Raw genomic sequence first — 17,598 nt, 5'->3', positions numbered from 1 at the left:
CAAAAAAACGAGTGAGTGCATGTTCGAGTCCAAACGCTTTCCATTGTATTTACTTTGGAAAGTATAAATATCGCTGCCTTTTCGTGTTAGGGAGGCTGAGTTCTATGGTTCTTTCGCTTTGGTCAGAGGTTGATAAAGTGAGACCGCCTCCCTGCACATGCGCTAAAGTATTGGCAATCGCTAGTTTTATTTCCCTCGTCAGCTGATTGGCGGCATTTAAACCTAAACCGCTCCTATTGCGCACCGATGGGCGCGCATCATCCGATATTTTGACGATGAACTCATGATGACGCTGTTCTCCCAGTATTCTAAGTTTCTTTGTCATGGATGAGGCTTTCAAGCTGTCAAGGGTAGCGCTAATAATATTGACGAGTGCCTGGTGAAGCTGCTTTGGCTCGACGAATACGAGCCCTTCATCTAGTAGACTACAGTCGGTGATAATATCAAATTCAAGAAACTCATGTTCCAATTCCTCCAGGGCGCGTCCGACAGCCTTTTTGATATCTACCAGATCTGCGTCAAAACATTTCTCTTTCCCGACAGATTTGTAAACGGTAATAATGCCACCAGCTGAAAAGGCTGCTGACACTATTTTGTCCAGGGACTGCTTAGCTCGGTAAATCTGGGAATCGCCCTGATCCAGCCACCGTAAAGCAGCACTTGCATGAGCCACTATGGCGGTAAGCGAGTTATTAATCTCGATCGCTATCGATTTTGCAACTTCTGCCAGATCAGACGGATCAATATAACTTGGGTTAGCAACTGATACAGTTTTGTCGAGCACTGTCGCGTTCTCATCATAACCGGCTATTTTAACCTCTGCTGAGTTATAATGCTCGAAATCAATGACCCGGCCGAGGGTAATGCCAAACAATTCAAAAGCCCTTTTATCCGCAATAGAAAATACACTTTCTAATCCCCTTGAGCGGATGTACAAAGCGGCTTTCTTCGACTGCATCACTGTAACGGGCAGGCAAAGAATGTTCGCATCGCTTGCGTCATCATTTCCCTCGTAAGTTTGGTCAGATCGCAATACCTCCTTCACAATGCTAATCATAGCAAGATTGCATCCAACGTGAGGTTCCTGTCCGCTGCCTGTGTTTATAACCTTATCGGCTGCTGCGTAACCCTGCACAACCAAACCGCATTCATAATCACTTACCAGGACAACTTCCTGCGCCGATCCGAATTCAACAATAACTTCGAGTAATTTTGAAACGTGAAACCCTGAGCGAGCGCTAGATACTAATCCAGCACCGCCTGACCATTCTTGCTCGTTGCTCATCTCACTCACCTTAAGAGCATTGGGGATCAGCAACTAACGCTAACATACAGGTAAAAAGTCAATAAGCTGCAATATAGTGACAAATGATTGCAATCGTCACATACAAATTATCAGATTTTAGGACATTTATCTTCAAATTCTGAGATGGGCTACAACGCCAGACAATGTCGGCTATTCTCTCGAGTCGAACGTTTTACGTAAGCTTAAACCGAAAAGTCGCGCTTCAGCATGACCTCACAGTGTGAAGTTTATGATCATTTGTCAAAATAAAGCCGGATCGTTCAATCCTGAGAAGACGTCTCCTCTTAATCTCCAGTCATCAGGCAGGGCTTGAAGCCAATGCAGTGTCTGCAATGGAGACCGTTATGACAAATGAATTCAATCCTTCCCTCAACCGTCGTCAGGCATTGATAGCCGGTGCAGGGCTGACATTAGTCGCTGCAGTACCCGCTTTAGCGACGGAGCGTAAAACCACCACCAATATCCCTCAAGGAGCAAGTATCATGGCCGAAGAATTCGTCACGACCAAAGACGGCGTCGAAATTTTCTTTAAGGATTGGGGTCCTCGTGACGCGCAGGTAATTGTTTTCCACCACGGCTGGCCCCTATCGGCGGATGACTGGGATACGCAGATGCTGTATTTCCTGAATAAGGGATATCGTGTCGTAGCGCATGACCGCCGCGGACATGGCCGATCGTCGCAAGTGAGCGGCGGGCACGACATGGACCATTATGCCGCTGATGCTTCTGCCGTTGTTGAGCATCTTGATCTGCGCGATGCAATCCACATTGGTCATTCCACAGGCGGCGGCGAAGTTGCGCGGTATGTCGCCCGATATGGACAGCCACAGGGCCGCGTCGCTAAGGCAATCCTGGTCAGCTCAGTCCCGCCTTTGATGCTTAAAACTGCTGCAAATCCTGATGGCACACCGATCGAGGTGTTTAATGGCTATCGTGAAGCGCTTGCCGCCAATCGTGCACAGTTTTACCGCGACGTTGCTTCCGGTCCGTTTTATGGTTTCAACCGTCCAGATGCAAAGGTTTCCCAAGGAGTGATCGATAACTGGTGGCGCCAGGGTATGATGGGCGGCGCCAAGCCGCATTATGACGGCATTAAAGCATTCTCTGAAACCGATCAGACGCAGGATCTGAAGGATATCAAAGTTCCTACGCTCGTCACACAGGGAAGCGACGACCAGATTGTCCCTTACAAGGATGCGGCGTTGCTCCAGCATAAGCTCATCAAGGGAAGCATACTTAAGATCTATGAAGGATATCCTCACGGCATGCTGACGACACATGCGGATGTTATCAATCCCGACCTTCTGGCATTTATCAAGGGTTGATTGTAGCCGGTTAGAACTATGTCGCATAATGCGGGGGCTCACGCTCCCGCATTATGCGTTTTTGCTATGACCAATATAGTCTTTCTTTCAGAAACAGACCGTGTGACCTCCTGAGCTGCGCTGCCTGATTATTCTTTTGAACAGACAGTCGTGAGTGCCCAGCAGATGGCAACTTCTCGCTGTCAATAAGATCCCATCACGCACCAATAGACGAACTTTCTATAAAAGCTATAATGTGACCCGAAAACTTAGCTGGAGTACTATTATAACGCATTCTAAGTTATAAAATAAATAAGTTTCAGAACAATATTCTGATCAGGTCATACGAGTAGTTCCATTACTCGCGCCCAATTCTATGGTCTGCATAACCTACACCTAAGTGCAGTTTCTGACTTTTTGATTATAATGTAACTTTCAACCATAACCTCAATAGCCCCCAACGAGGTTTGACCAGAGGTAAGTGTATCGACCCAGTTTCTCCCCTTTCTGGGCTTCCCCTCCCCACTTATCTCACCAGGCCATCTTCTTGATGCAAGAATATGGTCTTTTTTATCGCAATAAAGAAACAGTTACAAATTGATCTATGTACTAATATTTTAGTATTTATTATACATTTCAAATATAGATAAATTCAAGATCAATATTATTGTTCAATTATGCTTTCATGGTATTTGCTATTCTAGTCTCACAGTGAAACACTCACTGCAATTAATTTAAACGGAGAGCTACCATGAAAAACGTACTTGTTTCCGCAGCCATCCTTCTGGCCACCATGGGTTACGCTTATGCTGAAAGCCCTTACGAAGGCGAACCTGCTAATCAGGCAAGGGAAGACAAAGCATTCGATCTACCGGACACACGGGATGCCCTGAAGAACAATGTGTCCGATCAGTCTTCGGTCACCAAAAGCGCAAATGCCACCAAAAAGCCGGTTGTTTACCAGGATGGCTCCGCCCGAGATTTCGATGACGAATTTGGCAACACCGACGCCAAATAACAAAAGAATTCATCTCAGAAGGGTGGCAGTCGTCTAGGCGACTCCCACCCTTTGTGCTGTTCTGAGCCTACTACAGTCGTAAAACCTCTATCATTACCACAAGTTTCCATCACAATTATCCAGTCATTCGCAACGTGCAAATTCAAGCTGCAACACTAAAGCTCACAACCCATATTTCACGTGATAATCGCAATCAACAAATGGCAAAAAAATCAACTCACCCTTGCCCGAATTCGATGAATACCAACACCAGGCTATCGCTTACGGCTTATATATACCTCCCGGTTAGTAAGGTAGAATTCCGATCAATTCAGATTAATATCCGATGCATTCCTTTTACTTTTGCTGTAGTTACAGAGATGTCTGGCGCCAGAGAAGGCTGTACACCTTGACCTTCAATCAGCCATTGAAGTGATCGACATATGACAAATGAAGTTCACATTGCCAGATGACAAAAACCGCCTATTCCTATCCGGAAAGGCGGCTTATTTCGATGTCATTTTAGTCACCGACCGTCTTTAGCGCATCCTGTTTATTCGCCAAGGCAAGTAGCCAGACTTGCTTACTTCGCCTGACGTAGCAGTGGGAGTAGCATGATCGATATGATGGCTCCGTACATCATGAATGTAAAGCAATCACCATAGGAAATAATGGTTGCCTGCGTAGTCACGAGTTGATCAACAGTAAGCAGGCCGCTTTGCATGTTTACGTTTATCGCATCGCTGTTCAACTGAACTCCACGCTCGAGTGGGGTTATGTGACCAACAAGCGCTGAACGGGCTAACTGTGTGTTATAAAATAGAACATAACCAACAACAGAGATACCAACAGATGAACCGATGTTGCGCATCAGATTGTAAAACGCTGTTCCCTGTGTTCGCAACTCTGGCGCCAGTGTGGCGAAGATCACTGTCGAAAGCGGTACAAAAACGAACCCAAAGCCAAAGCCTTGGATAATACCCGTGCGAATAAGCATTGCCTGTGTCACCGAAGGGGTAAACAACGACATTTCATAAAGAGCGTAGGCGGTCAGTGCAAATCCGAACGCTAGCAGATATCGGCTTTTCACATATGCTATAAGCCTGCCGACGAGCAACATTGCAACCATGGTACCTAAGCCGCGAGGCGCCAGAATTAAGCCAGCTGTCATAGTCGGGTAGTTCATCAGATTTTCGAGATATGGCGTTAGCAGTGAAAGCGTTGCAAGCAAGACAGCACCAACGACGAACGCAAGAATACTGCCAACCACAAAGTTTCGATCACTAAATAGCCGCCGATCGACAAAACTATCACTTTTAAAGGCGGTATGAACGACAAAAATCCATAGCCCGGTAATAAACAGTGCGAACTCGAACATGATTTCACGGGAGGAAAACCAGTCGAGCTGCTCGCCCCGATCGAGAAAAATCTGCAAAGCAGCAACAGCTATCCCGAGGCTGGCAAAGCCGAGCCAGTCGAGCCTTTTGTCTTCACGAGGTGAATCTGGGAGGACCGCCAACGCCAGTATCAGAGCGAGTGCTCCAACAGGAACGTTGACATAGAAAACCCACCGCCAGTTATAGTTCTCAGTGAGCCAGCCGCCGAGTGTAGGCCCAAGAATTGGTCCAAGCATTACGCCCAGCCCAAAAATGGCCATTGCCTGCCCTCGTTTGCTTTCAGGGTACGTGTCAAGTAATGTCGCTTGAGCCAATGGCACCAGTGGTGCACCAAAAATCCCTTGTAACAGCCGAAACAATACGATTTCACCAAGACTCGTTGCAGTGCCACAAAGCATTGAAGCGGCCACAAACCCACCGATAGACAACATGAAGAGTTTACGGCGGCCAAACCATGATTCTAAAATACTGGTCGCCGGCGTCATAATCGCGGCCGCAACAATGTATGACGTTAGCACCCAGTTAATCTGGCTGCTAGTGGCGGAAAGGGAGCCTTGCATATGTGGCAAAGCCACATTCGCAATCGTCGTATCAAGCGCCTGCATTAATGTAGCAATAATCACGCAAGCAGTAATTGCTACGATATTAGTGCGTTGGACCTTGCCCGTAAGCGACAAATTCGGCGTCATAGGTTTGCCACCGCTTTGATGTCACTCCAAAGTGTCTTGAATGATCGATGATAGTTTGTCTGTATGTTGACGGTAGTACTCGCTCCTACCCGTAGTTCCGGAGCGTCTCTCAGATTATCAACGGTTATACGTACCGGAATCCTCTGGACAACCTTAATCCAGTTCCCACTGGCATTTTGAGCCGGTAGCAGAGAAAAAACTGTACCACTGGCGGGTGCTATACTTGAAACTACGCCCGTGAAAATGCGCCCTGGATAGTTATCAACATCTACAGTGACGGCATCACCTTTTGCAACATGAACGAGATCCGTCTCCTTAAGATTAGCTGTAATCCAGATATCTTTAGATACAAGCATAAAAGCGGGCTGCCCTTCAGTCAAAAACGAGCCGGCCTGAATATTATCGACCTGCGTGACAATACCCGAAAAGGGAGCTTTGACCTCGGTGAGCTTTAAGTTTCGTTCGGCCAACTCAAGATTTGCTTCGCTTTGAAGGTAGCTCGCTCTGCTTTCGACGGGGCTATCGACGTCTCCACCGAGGGATGCCAGAGTTGAAAGAGCAGAGTCCTGGGCCGCTGTCAGCTGATCGCGTGAAACTTTAAGATTTCGGGTGGCCTCATCCACCGCCTGCTGGGTACCAACTGAACTACGCAGAAGTGCCTGCGCCCGCGCCAGTACGCTTTCGGCGTAAGTGACGTCTGCTTGCGCCTGAGATACAGCAGCATTATTCTGTTTATAGGTAATCAGCAGAGCATTCAGCTCGTCTTTGGTATTCTGAAGTTGGGCTCTCGCTTGATTGACCGATATTAAATAAGGTTGAGGATCAATTCTAAAAAGCACATCCCCAAGTGAGACATATTGATTGTCTTTTACGTCAACTGTTACAATCTTGCCGGGCACCGATGAATTTACAGCGACATTTCGCCCGCTGATATAGGCATCATCCTCACTAATCACGCTGCCGCCCGACATGTAAAGCCAGGCTCCAATGCCCGCTACAGCCACAGGCCCAAACCAGAGGACTCCAGATCGAAGCCAGGTTTTAATGTCACTCATTTGTTTTCCAGTGCTCAACAATTGTACAGTCCGGGCGACCGCATCAACGATCACTCAAATACATGGCAAAGAGAATTGAATCAGTGTGAGCTATGGTGTTCGACCACGACCATATGATCCACGTTCCCATCAGTAACCGATATCCAGCACCGGCGCGCACGAGATGGCCTGACGAGTTTTCGTATGTCCGTTCTCATGTGTTCCTCAAGATGAGAAAACTGGGGTACTCTGACCTCTCGAATGTCTGATAGATCAGAGACATCGATGACGCTCAAATCGTGCATCAGCATTGCATCGCTTTTGCTTTCACAACGGTTTCTTGCATCGCTTAGCAACTGAGAAAATGAAGACTGATCCACGCCATCCGCCTTATTTACGAGCGCGATCATCGGATCGAGCAAAATGGTCTCAATATTAAAATGCTCGGTCATTGCTTACTCCTGAAGCCTTTTAATTTTGCCGAAACGAAAGCATGAGTCCGGCCTTTGAGACGGAATTAGATAATGGAATCAATCTATTGGCATTGCTTCGTTGTCGAAAGTTATAACCCGATGGCTTGGGGCAGAGCTACTTACACCTAAGTATGTGTCGCTTAAACATCGAGATAGATTCAGCAAGGCTTCAAAGTACGTATGTTGCTGTGACACGCCATAGATTGTCAAAGAGAAGTCTTTATAGGACTGCTACGACAATCTGAGCCACGTGTACGTCTCAAAATATTGTGCGGTCAAAACTGACGGCACAATCGTAAACAGCTGCCAGTCGTGAACGCCTGCGAAAAATGGTGGCAATCTCACAATATAAGGAAAACTCTGTGCGCTCACTTCTACACGCAATCATTCCCGCAGCACTACTCGTATCCGCTCCGGCCTTTGCAGCTACTAAACACCTTGAAGTTGGCAGGCTCGAGTGCAACCTTTCGGGTAATTTCGGTGCAATTCTCGCTTCTAAAGAAACAACGTCATGCGTGTTTTCTCCATCTGCTCCTGGCAAAACCGTCAAATATACCGGAACAATTACTGAGTTTGGTCTCGACATTGGTCAGATCAAAGCAGCCAGGTTGGTCTGGCTCGTAGATGCTGTCAGCGAACAGCCATCCTACGACCTCGCAGGCACGTATATGGGTGTTGAGGCCGACGCTTCTTTTGGCCTTGGAGCAGGTGCTTATATTTTAACAAGCTCGCAAAATGCGCTCTCGCTTCAGCCTGTCGCTATCGATGGAGAAGAAGGTCTCAACGCTGCAGTGGGTGTCGTTAAGTTCGATCTGAAACCCGCTAGCTGAGCACCGCCACCCCAACAAAAAAGGTCGGCGTTGTTTTAACGCCGACCTTTTTTGTTCTCTGAAAAGACCTGTATTTATTATTAGAAATACCGATCAGATCTTGCAATCTATAAGCTCTAACACTTTGTGCAGTCGCTCGCTTTTTCACACTTGTCTGGCTTAACGTCTCAATCACGATGGCAAAACCGGATTAAATGAGAGCTGTTACAACCGTCACGATAAAGAATGAGGCTGCGAGAAGAAGGGAGGAGCTTAGGCCCATTCGGCCATATATGAATGCTCCTGCACAAGATCCGGCAACAAAACAGATCCAGACACTCACATTGGCCGATGCCGTTATTGCCTGAGATCTGTCATTGCGAAGCCGTGCCAGTGACTGACCTAAGTTAAACAGCGAGCCTGTGATGAAACCTCGCCCCATATCAGCTCCGCTTATTGTCTGATGTAGGCTGTTCTGAATACCCATCGCGAACGCGACCGCAACAAGAGCCAGATAACCCTGCCCAACGATGGCAAGACAATACGATAAAAGAAGGATAAGCGCTTCGGCCATGGAAACGGCAAGCAACAAACGTTCTCTCGCGTGATCTGCGATGCGTGTACCTGAAAATACACCGGAAACGAAAGCTGATATGATGCAAAGTATCGCCAGCGCAGCAGACATATCAAAGTTGGATAGTGCCATTCCAAGATGGGTGCTGTTTCCACTCATGAATGAGACATAGAGATGATTTAACTCTACGTAGCCAACAACATCTAAAAACCCAGCCAAAAAGGTCAATGTAGCCGCAAAAATAAAGGCACTTTTCGGCTTTGCGGTTAGCCCGTAAAGCTTAGCTGATCGCGCCATAGTCTAACCAATCAAACAACGGTGAAAAGCATGAATGCCCGCAATCATGGATCGATTGCGGGCCTCTTGTGGCGTATCAGCGAAGCAGTGGATTTTGTCCCGTCGGAATCTTTTGAATTTCTTCACTGGTAAGGTTCGTGTGGGCTGTCACAGCCTGTTCTGGCAATGCCCGCAACCACTGGTTCAGAGAAATTTCCTGAAATTCTGGTGCAACGAACAGTTCCAGAAATACCAGATCTTCATCACCGGTGTTTTCGATATAATGGCCCGCCATATTTGAAACGAAACCGACATCATTGGCATTAAAGTCCATCGTGCGCGCGGCTTCCTGACCAGGAAATACAGTCATGCGCCCCTTTCCGCTCAGCCAATACTGCCATTCGCTGCCGTTTGGATGCCAATGCATTTCGCGGATGCACCCCGGTTTAACTGTAACAATCGCAGAGGCTATTTTTTGCGAGGCAGGGAAGTTGCGCGAGTCGATGATCTTTACATTACCAGCATCACTCTCGCGTGTTGGCTGCATCTGGCTCGCTTTGAAGGTATAGGAAAGCTTTGGCTTCTTCGCAAAACGCGCAGCGTCCTCTATCTCGTCTTCAAGAGACTTCCTGGGCTCTTCGCTAGCGAAAATATACAAAGGCTCGCCTTTTGGAAGCTTCGCAATCGCGTCTGCATCAAGCCGGAAGTTCTGTTGCAAGATTTCCGGTGGGGTATGTTTAAGCCAATCCGAAAGAAGAAGCGTGCTTTCTTCAGAAAAGTTGCCCTGATTAAAGACGAGGAGGAATTCACAACCTTCATCACCAAGGGCCTGGATAGAATGTGGTGCTCCCGCAGGGAAAAGCCACAGATCACCCGCGGAGACATCATCGATAAACATTTCACCTTCCGGAGTGAAGACGGTCACCCTCGCCTTGCCCGTCAGCATCAGTGCCCACTCGTCAGCAAGATGCCAGTGCAGCTCACGAAAACTGCCTTTGGTAAGACGCATATTGACGCCAGCAATTTCGTCGGAAGCTGGTAATTCGCGAGATGTCACCTGATGCGTCCATCCACCTTCCTGAACGCGGCGATGCGTCAGATCGAAAGAATACCAGAACGGTTCAACAACACCGTGATCTGTGGGTGGTGGAACATCCGCATTGGGATTCAGTTTCACAAGCCCCACATTGCTCGGCCCGAAATTTGATGATGAAGCGTCACGCTCTGCCTTGTACGTTTCGGCAGCCAGTCCAGCGAATTCTGAATCTGGATCAATTGGTGTCTTGGTCGACATGGAAGAGCCTTTCCTGATGTACCACTTTTAAGTTTGGTGTTTCGGTTTCGGCTCTATTGATATTCCAGGAAATTGACACGATGAACTATACGTATGTATTAAATACACTACCAATCGAGATGTTTGTCCATATTGAAAAGTAAATATAAGTAGGATTCTTCAAGACTATAATATGAATCTATGCAACGCAAAACGTGAAAGAAACAATAGGTTCAATTTAAAATGGCGATGCGATTTAAGATAGGTGATTTGGTTAGATGGAACTCGGAAGCGGGGTTTGTTACAGGGAAAATTATTAGAATTCACTGTAAGGACTTCATTTTCAAAGGACATACCCATCAAGCGTCTGAGGCTTTCCCGCAGTATGAAATTAAAAGTATGAAAACTAAACATATTGCGGCTCATAAGGACGCAGCCCTTAGCATGATTTCGGAAGAACGATGACGCATCCATTCTTTACAATAGGACACTCCGACAGAAGCACCGAACAATTCTTTTCCCTGCTCATGAAGAATAGTATCGGTATGATTGCTGATGTAAGAAAAATTCCTGCTTCACGAAAAAACCCACAGTTCAATGAAGATAATTTATCCGGCACAGCCACCAAACTTGGTATCAGATATAAACATTTTTCGGGGCTTGGCGGTTTGAGACCCCATCAGAACATTCCAGAAGATGCCAATAATTTTTGGGAAAACAAGAGTTTCCATAATTATGCTGATTATGCGCTGTCGAATGACTTTCGCGTTAGCCTGAATCACCTTATTAAATGTGGTATGGATTGCTCTGTCGCTATCATGTGTGCTGAAGCCGTGTGGTGGCGCTGTCACAGGCGCATAATCGCAGATTATCTAATTGCACACGGAGAGGTTGTTTTTCATATCATTACTGACAGAAATCCTGAAATTGCCCATCTGACAAAAAATGCATCCATTCAACCAGACGGTACGGTCATTTATCCCGCTGTCGGGATTAGTTATCGTTGTATAAAATGACTTATTCCACCGCCTTTTCGCTGCATTCAGTTTATCATCGTTTCACATTATATCCATTTTGAAGACACACTGTTCACAAATGAAAACTTTTCTCTGACGCCACATGCACGTTAGCTCGAATCTCAATCTCAATCTCAATTTTGTACCCATAAAAGTACGGTGGGGCATCTAATATGCGAGAGGGCAGATTCTGAATGGCAGCAATTCAGTCAGCAAAAGATTCCTTTGGCTGCGATAAGTCTTACCTCTCGGTGGACAAAAGCTTTCAGATCAACTCACTTAAATTGCATCTTAAACGAGGCCAGAACTCGCTTTCACATCGGGTCAGAAGCGTAGCCTCATCCAACGACCACCTGATTGGTGTGTCACTCTCTGACAATCATTACCGTACAATTAGCCACCCCAGCCATACCGAGACACACAGGTTCAACGCCGGGGACATTTATCTACGCACACTGGACAGCGATTACTCGGCCGAACTGACTGGAAGCTTCGATTTTCTTCTCATTGAAGTTAACGCTCACGCTTTGGCACAAATGAGCCACGATACAGGTATGGAAAACGTCAGCGGACTGAGACGTTCGATAGCAACCGCGGATCCGGTTTTAGGAGGGCTGGCAGCTGTTATATCGCTTAATACCTCTAATGAACTTCTGATCGAAAGCACCTCACTTGCGATTGCAAATCATATTTGCACAACATATGGGATCGACAAACAAAGGAAGCTATTGAAAAATGGTGCGCTTTCACTCTGCGCTCAGCGCATTGCTCTCGATTTCATTGCAACACACTTATCGCGAAATATCACGATCGGCGAAATTGCAAAAGAATGTTCACTTTCAACCTCTGCCTTCACAAGGTCTTTCACTGCGACGTTCGGCAAGTCGCCATACCAATGGATCACAGACGCAAGGCTCGATCTGGCATGTGAGCTGATGATCTCCTCACCTCTTAGCATCTCTAAAATCGCGACACGTTGCGGCTTTCATGATAATTCCCATTTCGGTCGCGTATTTCTTCACCGTTTCGGAATGAGACCTGGCGCCTGGAGACAATCGAACGAATGTTGACAGAGAGCCCAATCAGCCTTAGCTGATCAAAGCCAGTCTCGACTTCAGTTCATCATAGACCGCCTGCTGTTCATCAATCTGCTGATTAATTATTTCATCATCGTCTGCGCCGTTTAACGCGGCAGCCTTCTCCGTAAGCACTCGCAAATTCTCGGCTACGATTGCTATTCTATTCTCAATTTCGCTTCGCGACAATTCCATAGTCGGCCTCACCATCTCTAAACAATACTTAGTCAGTATACTCCCAAAAGTGTGGAATCTTGTAAAATCCCATCCTCTTCAAAAAAATTGGTTCAGCATAACCAAGCGAAATGACCGAAGATGGTTGACCAACCGTTTTTGTATATAAATCCCGTATTTTGAATATTCTTGCTCGATAATATCATCAATAGCCGAATTGCCTTTGACAGCATCTTGAATACCGATCCATCGCTAATTGAAGAGAATGAATTGGTGGATGTCTGATGACAATTGCGCTTCGCAATACGAAAATTTTTGGCCGTGTTGGCGAGCTGAAAATTCTAAAAGACGCTTATGACCGCGTTTCGCAAATAGGTTTCGGGGAGATCGTTTTCATCGGCGCACCATCAGGCTATCGGAAAACGACCCTCGTCAATGCTTTCATATCAGAAAACAGCGTCTATCATACTGTAGGGAAAGCTGACGAAGCTCTGCGAGGCGTCCCATACAGCGCAATCCTGAAAGCATTATTCGATTTCGTTTCACCGGGAACTATCAGTGATCTGACAACACTGCGCGACGATAGCAGTGTAACCTCGCCGGCGCGTGCACGCGATCGATTTGCCAGTGCGATTCAGTCGCATGCACGACCCACCAATCCGCTCGTGCTTTTCATAGATGATCTGCAATGGCTCGATGAAAGTTCACCACAACTCATACGGTCTTTCTCTGAAGGCTGCTTCCGGGAAATCCTCGTAATAGGGACTTACCGATCTGACACGACATCAGATTTCCATTAGAATGGGCTTGCCAGAATTCTCGATGAAACTCTGGTGGTAGACAAAAAGCCGGTGTGCATCCTAAGCTGATGAAACTCACCGCACTTCTGACATGCGCGATAGGGTGAACGTAAGTAGTAAGTAAATGTTCTGGTTGTCACCGCGACGAAAAAGTTCGTTGGTCACATAGAATAGTGGCAATTGAAACTAACATAGTTAAGATATTTGTTTGTCAAAAATACAGTTAGTGACATATAGCTTACGAGCTAATGGCATTTTCAATGCTGTTTAACAACTTGATCAAATCGACCGGCTTGCCCAGAAATGCGAAAGCGCCGCCTTCCATGGCCGCATTGCGGGTACGGTCGTCGTCAAAGGATGTCATGAAGATCATCGGCGGATGGGCCGTCTGTGTGTTCAGTTCGGCTTGAAGCTCGATCCCACTTAATCCCGGCATTTTCACATCAACCAGCATACAATCGATGTCCGATTGTGCTTCATAGGCGAGATATTCTTCGGCTGATGCGAAAAGACGGCTTTCATAACCGCAGGATTTGACGAGATCATCGAGAGCTTCACGGATACCCTGATCGTCATCAACAATGGCTATGGTATGAATTTGTGCTGCAGACAATACATTGGACCTTAAATCGCTATACCCTGATCTCGCACCCCGAGAATCGTTTTTTATTCAGAGATGCACTCGAAACTCTTTATGCGCTCTGGCAAAGCACAAATATACCATACTTAGATACAGTTCACTTTGTCGTTTCGCTGAGGAACTCGGCCTTGCGAACCAGGTCGGCAAGAGAACGCACATCCATCTTGCGCATGACATTGCCGCGATGAAGCTTCACCGTCACTTCGCTGATGCCAAGATCAAAGGCGATCTGCTTGTTCATTTTGCCAGTGACAACGGCATCCATCACTTCCCGCTCGCGTGGGGTCAATGTCTGCACCAGTTCGACGACAGCCTGATTTTGCGCTGCCTCCTGCCTGCGCACGCTATCGCGCTGCACAGCCGAACTCACTGCATCGAGCACATCCTGTTCCTTGAACGGCTTGGTGAGGAAGTCGACCGCGCCAGCCTTCATAGCACGTACCGTCATTGGAATATCGCCAAAGCCCGTCATGAAAACCACGGGAAGGCGAATGCCTGATTTTTCAAGCTGGCTCTGGAAATCAAGGCCGCTGATACCCGGCAAACGAACGTCGAGTAGAATGCAGCCGGGTCTTTCCATTCGTGATTGATCCGGGAATTTGGTCATGAAGGCTGCGGCTGTTTCAAATGCTTCCGCATCAAACTGCATTGATAAAAACAGATCGGCCAGCGATTCCCGCATCGACGGATCGTCGTCGATGATGAAGACCACCGGCTTGTCGTTTGGTTGCTTTTGGGACTTGCGCATCTCAGGCATCCTGCACTTCCCAATTGATCGGCAGGCGCATTTCAAATTCTGCGCCACCTGTTTCGTGGTTGGTCCCGGTCAGGGTTCCACCGCTTGCTTCAACCGTGCTGCGGCAGATCGAAAGCCCCATGCCCATACCGGAAGCCTTGGTTGTATGAAACGGCATGAACAGCCGCTTGAGCGTATCCTGATCTATTCCCGGTCCGCTGTCACGAATGCTGATTACTGCATGGTCGTTGTCGGTACGTCCGATCGTGATCACAATCGAACGCGAACGGATTTTTGATGCCTCCATCGCTTGAATGGCGTTGGTCACAAGATTGATAATCACTTGTTGAAGCTCAATCCGCACGCCCTCAATCACGGGCGAACGCCAGTTCTGTGCCATGCGTACCTGCGTGCTGCTGCGTTGCAGCTCATGTTCCATGAGCGCAATGGTTTCGCGAACCAACATGGTGAGATCAATGGATTCCACCCGCCGCTTGGCCTGGCTCAGCATATTGCGCGTGTTCTGGATTATCTCGCTTGCGCGGTCACTGTCGCGAATGATCCGTTCCGCAGAGCGTCGCACGGCGGTCAGGTCCGGTGGGTCGCGGTCGAGCCAGCGCAGCACTGTCTGCGCATTGAGCATGATGGCGCCAAGCGGCTGGTTGAGTTCGTGGGCAAGCGAGGCAGACAAGGCACCTACGGTTGCGGCCCGCGAGGCTTTGGTCAGTTCAGCCTGTGCTTCCACCAGCACTTTTTGCGCCAATTCGCGCTGAGTAATATCGACCATGCTCAGCACAACACGGTTGAAAGCAGCAGGATCACTTGGAAAGCTGATGCTCAGCAATACTAGTCGTTCTTCACCAGTACTTGTACGGAACTCGACCTTGTTCTCAAAATAGCGCTGTTCATCGAGCAGCGCTTGCAACACATGCACGAATTGGTCATCGCGTGGAACGAAGAGACTGCCAAGTCGATGCGCCTGCCCCAGATCACCCCCTAAAAGTTCATAGGCTGCTTCATTGGCCGCGACCGTATCGGTCATGCCAATACATTTCTGCACGAAATCCGGATGCGTGCGGGCATAGTCTTCGATGTCAGTGATGCCTTGCGCCTTCAACTGAATCAGATGCTTGCGAAGCCGCGAATAATCGCGCTCGCAAAGGGCAACGCGCGTGCGATCAAAAATTGAGCGATAACGCGCTTCGCTATCTTTGAGCGCACCATGCGAGAAAAGCAATTGTTGTCGCGCCATTTTGTTTCTCAGGATAAGAACTGCCGTGATCACAATTGCAGCGACCGCAACACCGAGACGGATGGTTGTTTGAAAGTCCGGGTCTGGGCCATGGGTCGCATAATAGGATGCAATTGTGAGGACGAGGCAGCCAATGCTACTTAACACGATTCCGGTGCGCCCTGTTAGTTCGGCTGCCAACAGCAACGCGATGGCGTAGAGAACAGCAACAGCGCCTTCAATATCGGTGAAGGTGTCGACATAAAAGACAGCAAACGCCAAAGCGATCGCGAAAAGACCTGCGACCAGATTAATCCCTTGCTTATGCAAACCCTCTGCATCTTTAGACATCGTTTGTCGTTCCCCAGATTCGACTGCGCGAAACCATAGAGCAATTTAAGTGGTTGCGAACCTATACCTAGGTTTGGGTCCCAACTCTGCTCACCAATAGACCTAAGTATCGGAACAATATCCGTTCATCTGATTGCGCTGCCTTGCTGCGCTGCCTAACCTTGGAGCGCATTGAAGCTGCAAAGGAGTTCGATCATGCCCGGCGATAATCCCTCACACGCACTCGCTGCAGGCACTGCTGCGCCTGCATTCACTTTACCTGCAACGGCAGATCAGACGGTATCGCTTAGCGATCTGCGTGGCGCTCCGGTGATACTCGCATTTTACCCGGCCGACTGGAGTCCGGTCTGCAGCGATCAGATGGGACTTTATAACGAAATTCTTCCGGAGTTTCACCATGCGAAGGCGCAGCTGCTCGGCATATCGGTAGATGGTGTGTGGTGCCATGCCGCCTTTGAAGCAGAGCGCAAATTGCATTTCCCGCTTCTCGCAGATTTTGAACCCAAGGGTGAAGTCGCCCGGAGCTATGGCGTCTATCGCCAGAAGGATGGCGTGGCAGAGCGTGCACTATTCGTCATTGATGCTGATGGCATTATCCGATGGAGCTATGTTTCTCCGCTGGGCATCAACCCTGGAGCCGATGGCATTCTTGAAGCACTCGACATGATTAGGGCCAAACCAACCACTAAGGAGATGCAATCATGAGCAAGTTGAATATTCCTGTCAGTAAACAGGATCACATTCAGGGATATGAAACAGCCGCTGTAACACTTGTCGAATATGGCGACTATGAATGCCCATATTGCGGCGAAGCTTATTACGTTCTGAAAGCAGTGCAGCAGGCAATGGGTGAGGATTTACGCTTCGTGTTTCGTAATTTCCCGCTTGCCGAAATGCATCCGCATGCGCTTCACGCGGCGGAATTTGCTGAAATGGCCGCTACACAAGGCCTGTTCTGGCAAGCCCATGATCTTCTCTACAAAAACCAAAGCGCGCTAACCGATCATGATCTTCGCGAATATGCGACAGCTCTCGGCATAGCGCCAGCAACCCTCGCAACCGCTTTCGACGGCCGTTTTCAGGAGCGCATTGAAACAGATTTTCGCGGTGGATTGCGAAGCGGCGTCAATGGTACTCCCACGCTTTTCATCAACGGCACGCGATATGATGGTGCGCGAGATTTAGAAAGTCTGAGAGCATACATGAGTGAAGTGAGATAAATAACTGATCTAATTTGCTTGAACTCAAAATACTGGCAAGAAGTGTGATAGAGGAACTGAGTTAATCTATCGCGCACCGTTTCATAAAGAATGAGATCTTCGGTCTTGACTCGTTCGGCGTCCAGCCGCAGTGAGACGCAGTCGTCAGTAAAATGCGCGCTTTTGATCACACGGTGTCAACCTTGGAAAAGGTAAGGGTTTGTTAGAAACGCGCCACGGATT

The 17,598-nt window shown here is 48.0% G+C and carries 19 protein-coding genes; 9 read left to right on the top strand and 10 right to left on the bottom strand.

What is annotated here, in order from left to right; genetic code table 11:
• Nucleotides 1-49: 49 nt before the first annotated feature.
• Complete coding sequence (locus tag RI570_RS20880; protein WP_313830768.1) at nucleotides 50-1,285, bottom strand: hypothetical protein; 1,236 nt, start codon at nucleotides 1,283-1,285, stop codon at nucleotides 50-52.
• A 365-nt stretch (nucleotides 1,286-1,650) separates the two neighbouring features.
• Here RI570_RS20880 and RI570_RS20875 point away from each other — a divergent pair, with 365 nt between their 5' ends.
• Both RI570_RS20875 and RI570_RS20870 read left to right on the top strand, forming a co-directional pair.
• Nucleotides 1,651-2,631, top strand: coding sequence for an alpha/beta hydrolase (locus tag RI570_RS20875; protein ID WP_313830767.1), 981 nt, complete (start codon nucleotides 1,651-1,653; stop codon nucleotides 2,629-2,631).
• A 730-nt stretch (nucleotides 2,632-3,361) separates the two neighbouring features.
• Nucleotides 3,362-3,628 (top strand): hypothetical protein, encoded by a 267-nt coding sequence (locus RI570_RS20870; RefSeq protein ID WP_313830766.1) that lies wholly within the window; start codon nucleotides 3,362-3,364, stop codon nucleotides 3,626-3,628.
• Between the two features lie 562 nt (nucleotides 3,629-4,190).
• On the opposite strand, the gene RI570_RS20865 is transcribed toward RI570_RS20870, so the two are convergent.
• From RI570_RS20865 to RI570_RS20855, 3 genes are all read right to left on the bottom strand, one after another.
• Nucleotides 4,191-5,693, bottom strand: a complete 1,503-nt coding sequence (locus RI570_RS20865; protein WP_313830765.1) for a DHA2 family efflux MFS transporter permease subunit — start codon at nucleotides 5,691-5,693, stop codon at nucleotides 4,191-4,193.
• Nucleotides 5,690-6,748, bottom strand: coding sequence for an HlyD family secretion protein (locus RI570_RS20860; protein ID WP_313830764.1), 1,059 nt, complete (start codon nucleotides 6,746-6,748; stop codon nucleotides 5,690-5,692). The genes RI570_RS20865 and RI570_RS20860 overlap by 4 nt, the downstream gene beginning before the upstream one ends.
• An 80-nt stretch (nucleotides 6,749-6,828) precedes the next feature.
• Nucleotides 6,829-7,179 carry a hypothetical protein gene (locus tag RI570_RS20855; protein WP_313830763.1) on the bottom strand — a complete coding sequence of 117 codons (351 nt, stop codon included), beginning with the start codon at nucleotides 7,177-7,179 and terminating at the stop codon, nucleotides 6,829-6,831.
• Nucleotides 7,180-7,562: 383 nt separating this feature from the next.
• On the opposite strand from RI570_RS20855, the gene RI570_RS20850 reads away from it, so the two are divergent.
• Nucleotides 7,563-8,030 (top strand): DUF992 domain-containing protein, encoded by a 468-nt coding sequence (locus RI570_RS20850; RefSeq protein WP_313830762.1) that lies wholly within the window; start codon nucleotides 7,563-7,565, stop codon nucleotides 8,028-8,030.
• 190 nt (nucleotides 8,031-8,220) lie between these two features.
• Here RI570_RS20850 and RI570_RS20845 read toward each other — a convergent pair whose 3' ends face one another.
• Together RI570_RS20845 and RI570_RS20840 are read right to left on the bottom strand one after the other, a co-directional pair.
• Nucleotides 8,221-8,811, bottom strand: a complete 591-nt coding sequence (locus tag RI570_RS20845; protein ID WP_313830761.1) for a YoaK family protein — start codon at nucleotides 8,809-8,811, stop codon at nucleotides 8,221-8,223.
• Between the two features lie 145 nt (nucleotides 8,812-8,956).
• A complete protein-coding gene (locus RI570_RS20840) occupies nucleotides 8,957-10,153 on the bottom strand; it encodes a cupin domain-containing protein (RefSeq protein ID WP_250044361.1) in 1,197 nt (398 codons plus the stop codon).
• A gap of 222 nt (nucleotides 10,154-10,375) precedes the next feature.
• Here RI570_RS20840 and RI570_RS20835 point away from each other — a divergent pair, with 222 nt between their 5' ends.
• The 3 genes from RI570_RS20835 (at nucleotide 10,376) to RI570_RS20825 (ending at nucleotide 12,218) form a co-directional block, all read left to right on the top strand.
• Nucleotides 10,376-10,597 (top strand): DUF2945 domain-containing protein, encoded by a 222-nt coding sequence (locus RI570_RS20835; protein ID WP_250044360.1) that lies wholly within the window; start codon nucleotides 10,376-10,378, stop codon nucleotides 10,595-10,597.
• Nucleotides 10,594-11,148, top strand: coding sequence for a DUF488 domain-containing protein (locus RI570_RS20830; protein WP_313830760.1), 555 nt, complete (start codon nucleotides 10,594-10,596; stop codon nucleotides 11,146-11,148). Before RI570_RS20835 ends, RI570_RS20830 begins: the two co-directional genes overlap by 4 nt.
• 194 nt (nucleotides 11,149-11,342) lie before the next feature.
• Nucleotides 11,343-12,218, top strand: a complete 876-nt coding sequence (locus RI570_RS20825; RefSeq protein ID WP_313830759.1) for an AraC family transcriptional regulator — start codon at nucleotides 11,343-11,345, stop codon at nucleotides 12,216-12,218.
• 18 nt (nucleotides 12,219-12,236) lie between these two features.
• Here the strand turns inward: RI570_RS20825 and RI570_RS20820 are convergent, their stop codons facing one another.
• Complete coding sequence (locus RI570_RS20820; protein ID WP_313830758.1) at nucleotides 12,237-12,419, bottom strand: hypothetical protein; 183 nt, start codon at nucleotides 12,417-12,419, stop codon at nucleotides 12,237-12,239.
• A gap of 263 nt (nucleotides 12,420-12,682) precedes the next feature.
• Between RI570_RS20820 and RI570_RS20815 the strand changes: the two genes are divergently transcribed.
• A complete protein-coding gene (locus RI570_RS20815; protein ID WP_313830757.1) occupies nucleotides 12,683-13,198 on the top strand; it encodes an ATP-binding protein in 516 nt (171 codons plus the stop codon).
• A gap of 238 nt (nucleotides 13,199-13,436) precedes the next feature.
• Here RI570_RS20815 and RI570_RS20810 read toward each other — a convergent pair whose 3' ends face one another.
• From RI570_RS20810 to RI570_RS20800, 3 genes are all read right to left on the bottom strand, one after another.
• The gene (locus RI570_RS20810) at nucleotides 13,437-13,811 is read right to left on the bottom strand and encodes a response regulator transcription factor (RefSeq protein WP_250044353.1); all 375 of its coding nucleotides are present in this window, start codon (nucleotides 13,809-13,811) and stop codon (nucleotides 13,437-13,439) included.
• A 124-nt stretch (nucleotides 13,812-13,935) separates the two neighbouring features.
• A complete protein-coding gene (locus tag RI570_RS20805) occupies nucleotides 13,936-14,595 on the bottom strand; it encodes a response regulator transcription factor (protein WP_250044352.1) in 660 nt (219 codons plus the stop codon).
• The gene (locus RI570_RS20800; RefSeq protein ID WP_313830756.1) at nucleotides 14,588-16,156 is read right to left on the bottom strand and encodes an ATP-binding protein; all 1,569 of its coding nucleotides are present in this window, start codon (nucleotides 16,154-16,156) and stop codon (nucleotides 14,588-14,590) included. Before RI570_RS20800 ends, RI570_RS20805 begins: the two co-directional genes overlap by 8 nt.
• Nucleotides 16,157-16,351: 195 nt before the next feature.
• Between RI570_RS20800 and RI570_RS20795 the strand changes: the two genes are divergently transcribed.
• Together RI570_RS20795 and RI570_RS20790 are read left to right on the top strand one after the other, a co-directional pair.
• Nucleotides 16,352-16,861, top strand: coding sequence for a peroxiredoxin (locus tag RI570_RS20795; RefSeq protein WP_313830755.1), 510 nt, complete (start codon nucleotides 16,352-16,354; stop codon nucleotides 16,859-16,861).
• The gene (locus RI570_RS20790; RefSeq protein ID WP_313830754.1) at nucleotides 16,858-17,376 is read left to right on the top strand and encodes a DsbA family protein; all 519 of its coding nucleotides are present in this window, start codon (nucleotides 16,858-16,860) and stop codon (nucleotides 17,374-17,376) included. The genes RI570_RS20795 and RI570_RS20790 overlap by 4 nt, the downstream gene beginning before the upstream one ends.
• The last annotated feature ends 222 nt before the right edge of the window (nucleotides 17,377-17,598 follow it).

The organism is Brucella pseudogrignonensis, assembly GCF_032190615.1.
GTDB lineage: Bacteria > Pseudomonadota > Alphaproteobacteria > Rhizobiales > Rhizobiaceae > Brucella > Brucella pseudogrignonensis_B.
Note: the sequence above shows the minus strand (reverse complement) of the source record. Positions and strands in the feature narration are given on the sequence as shown.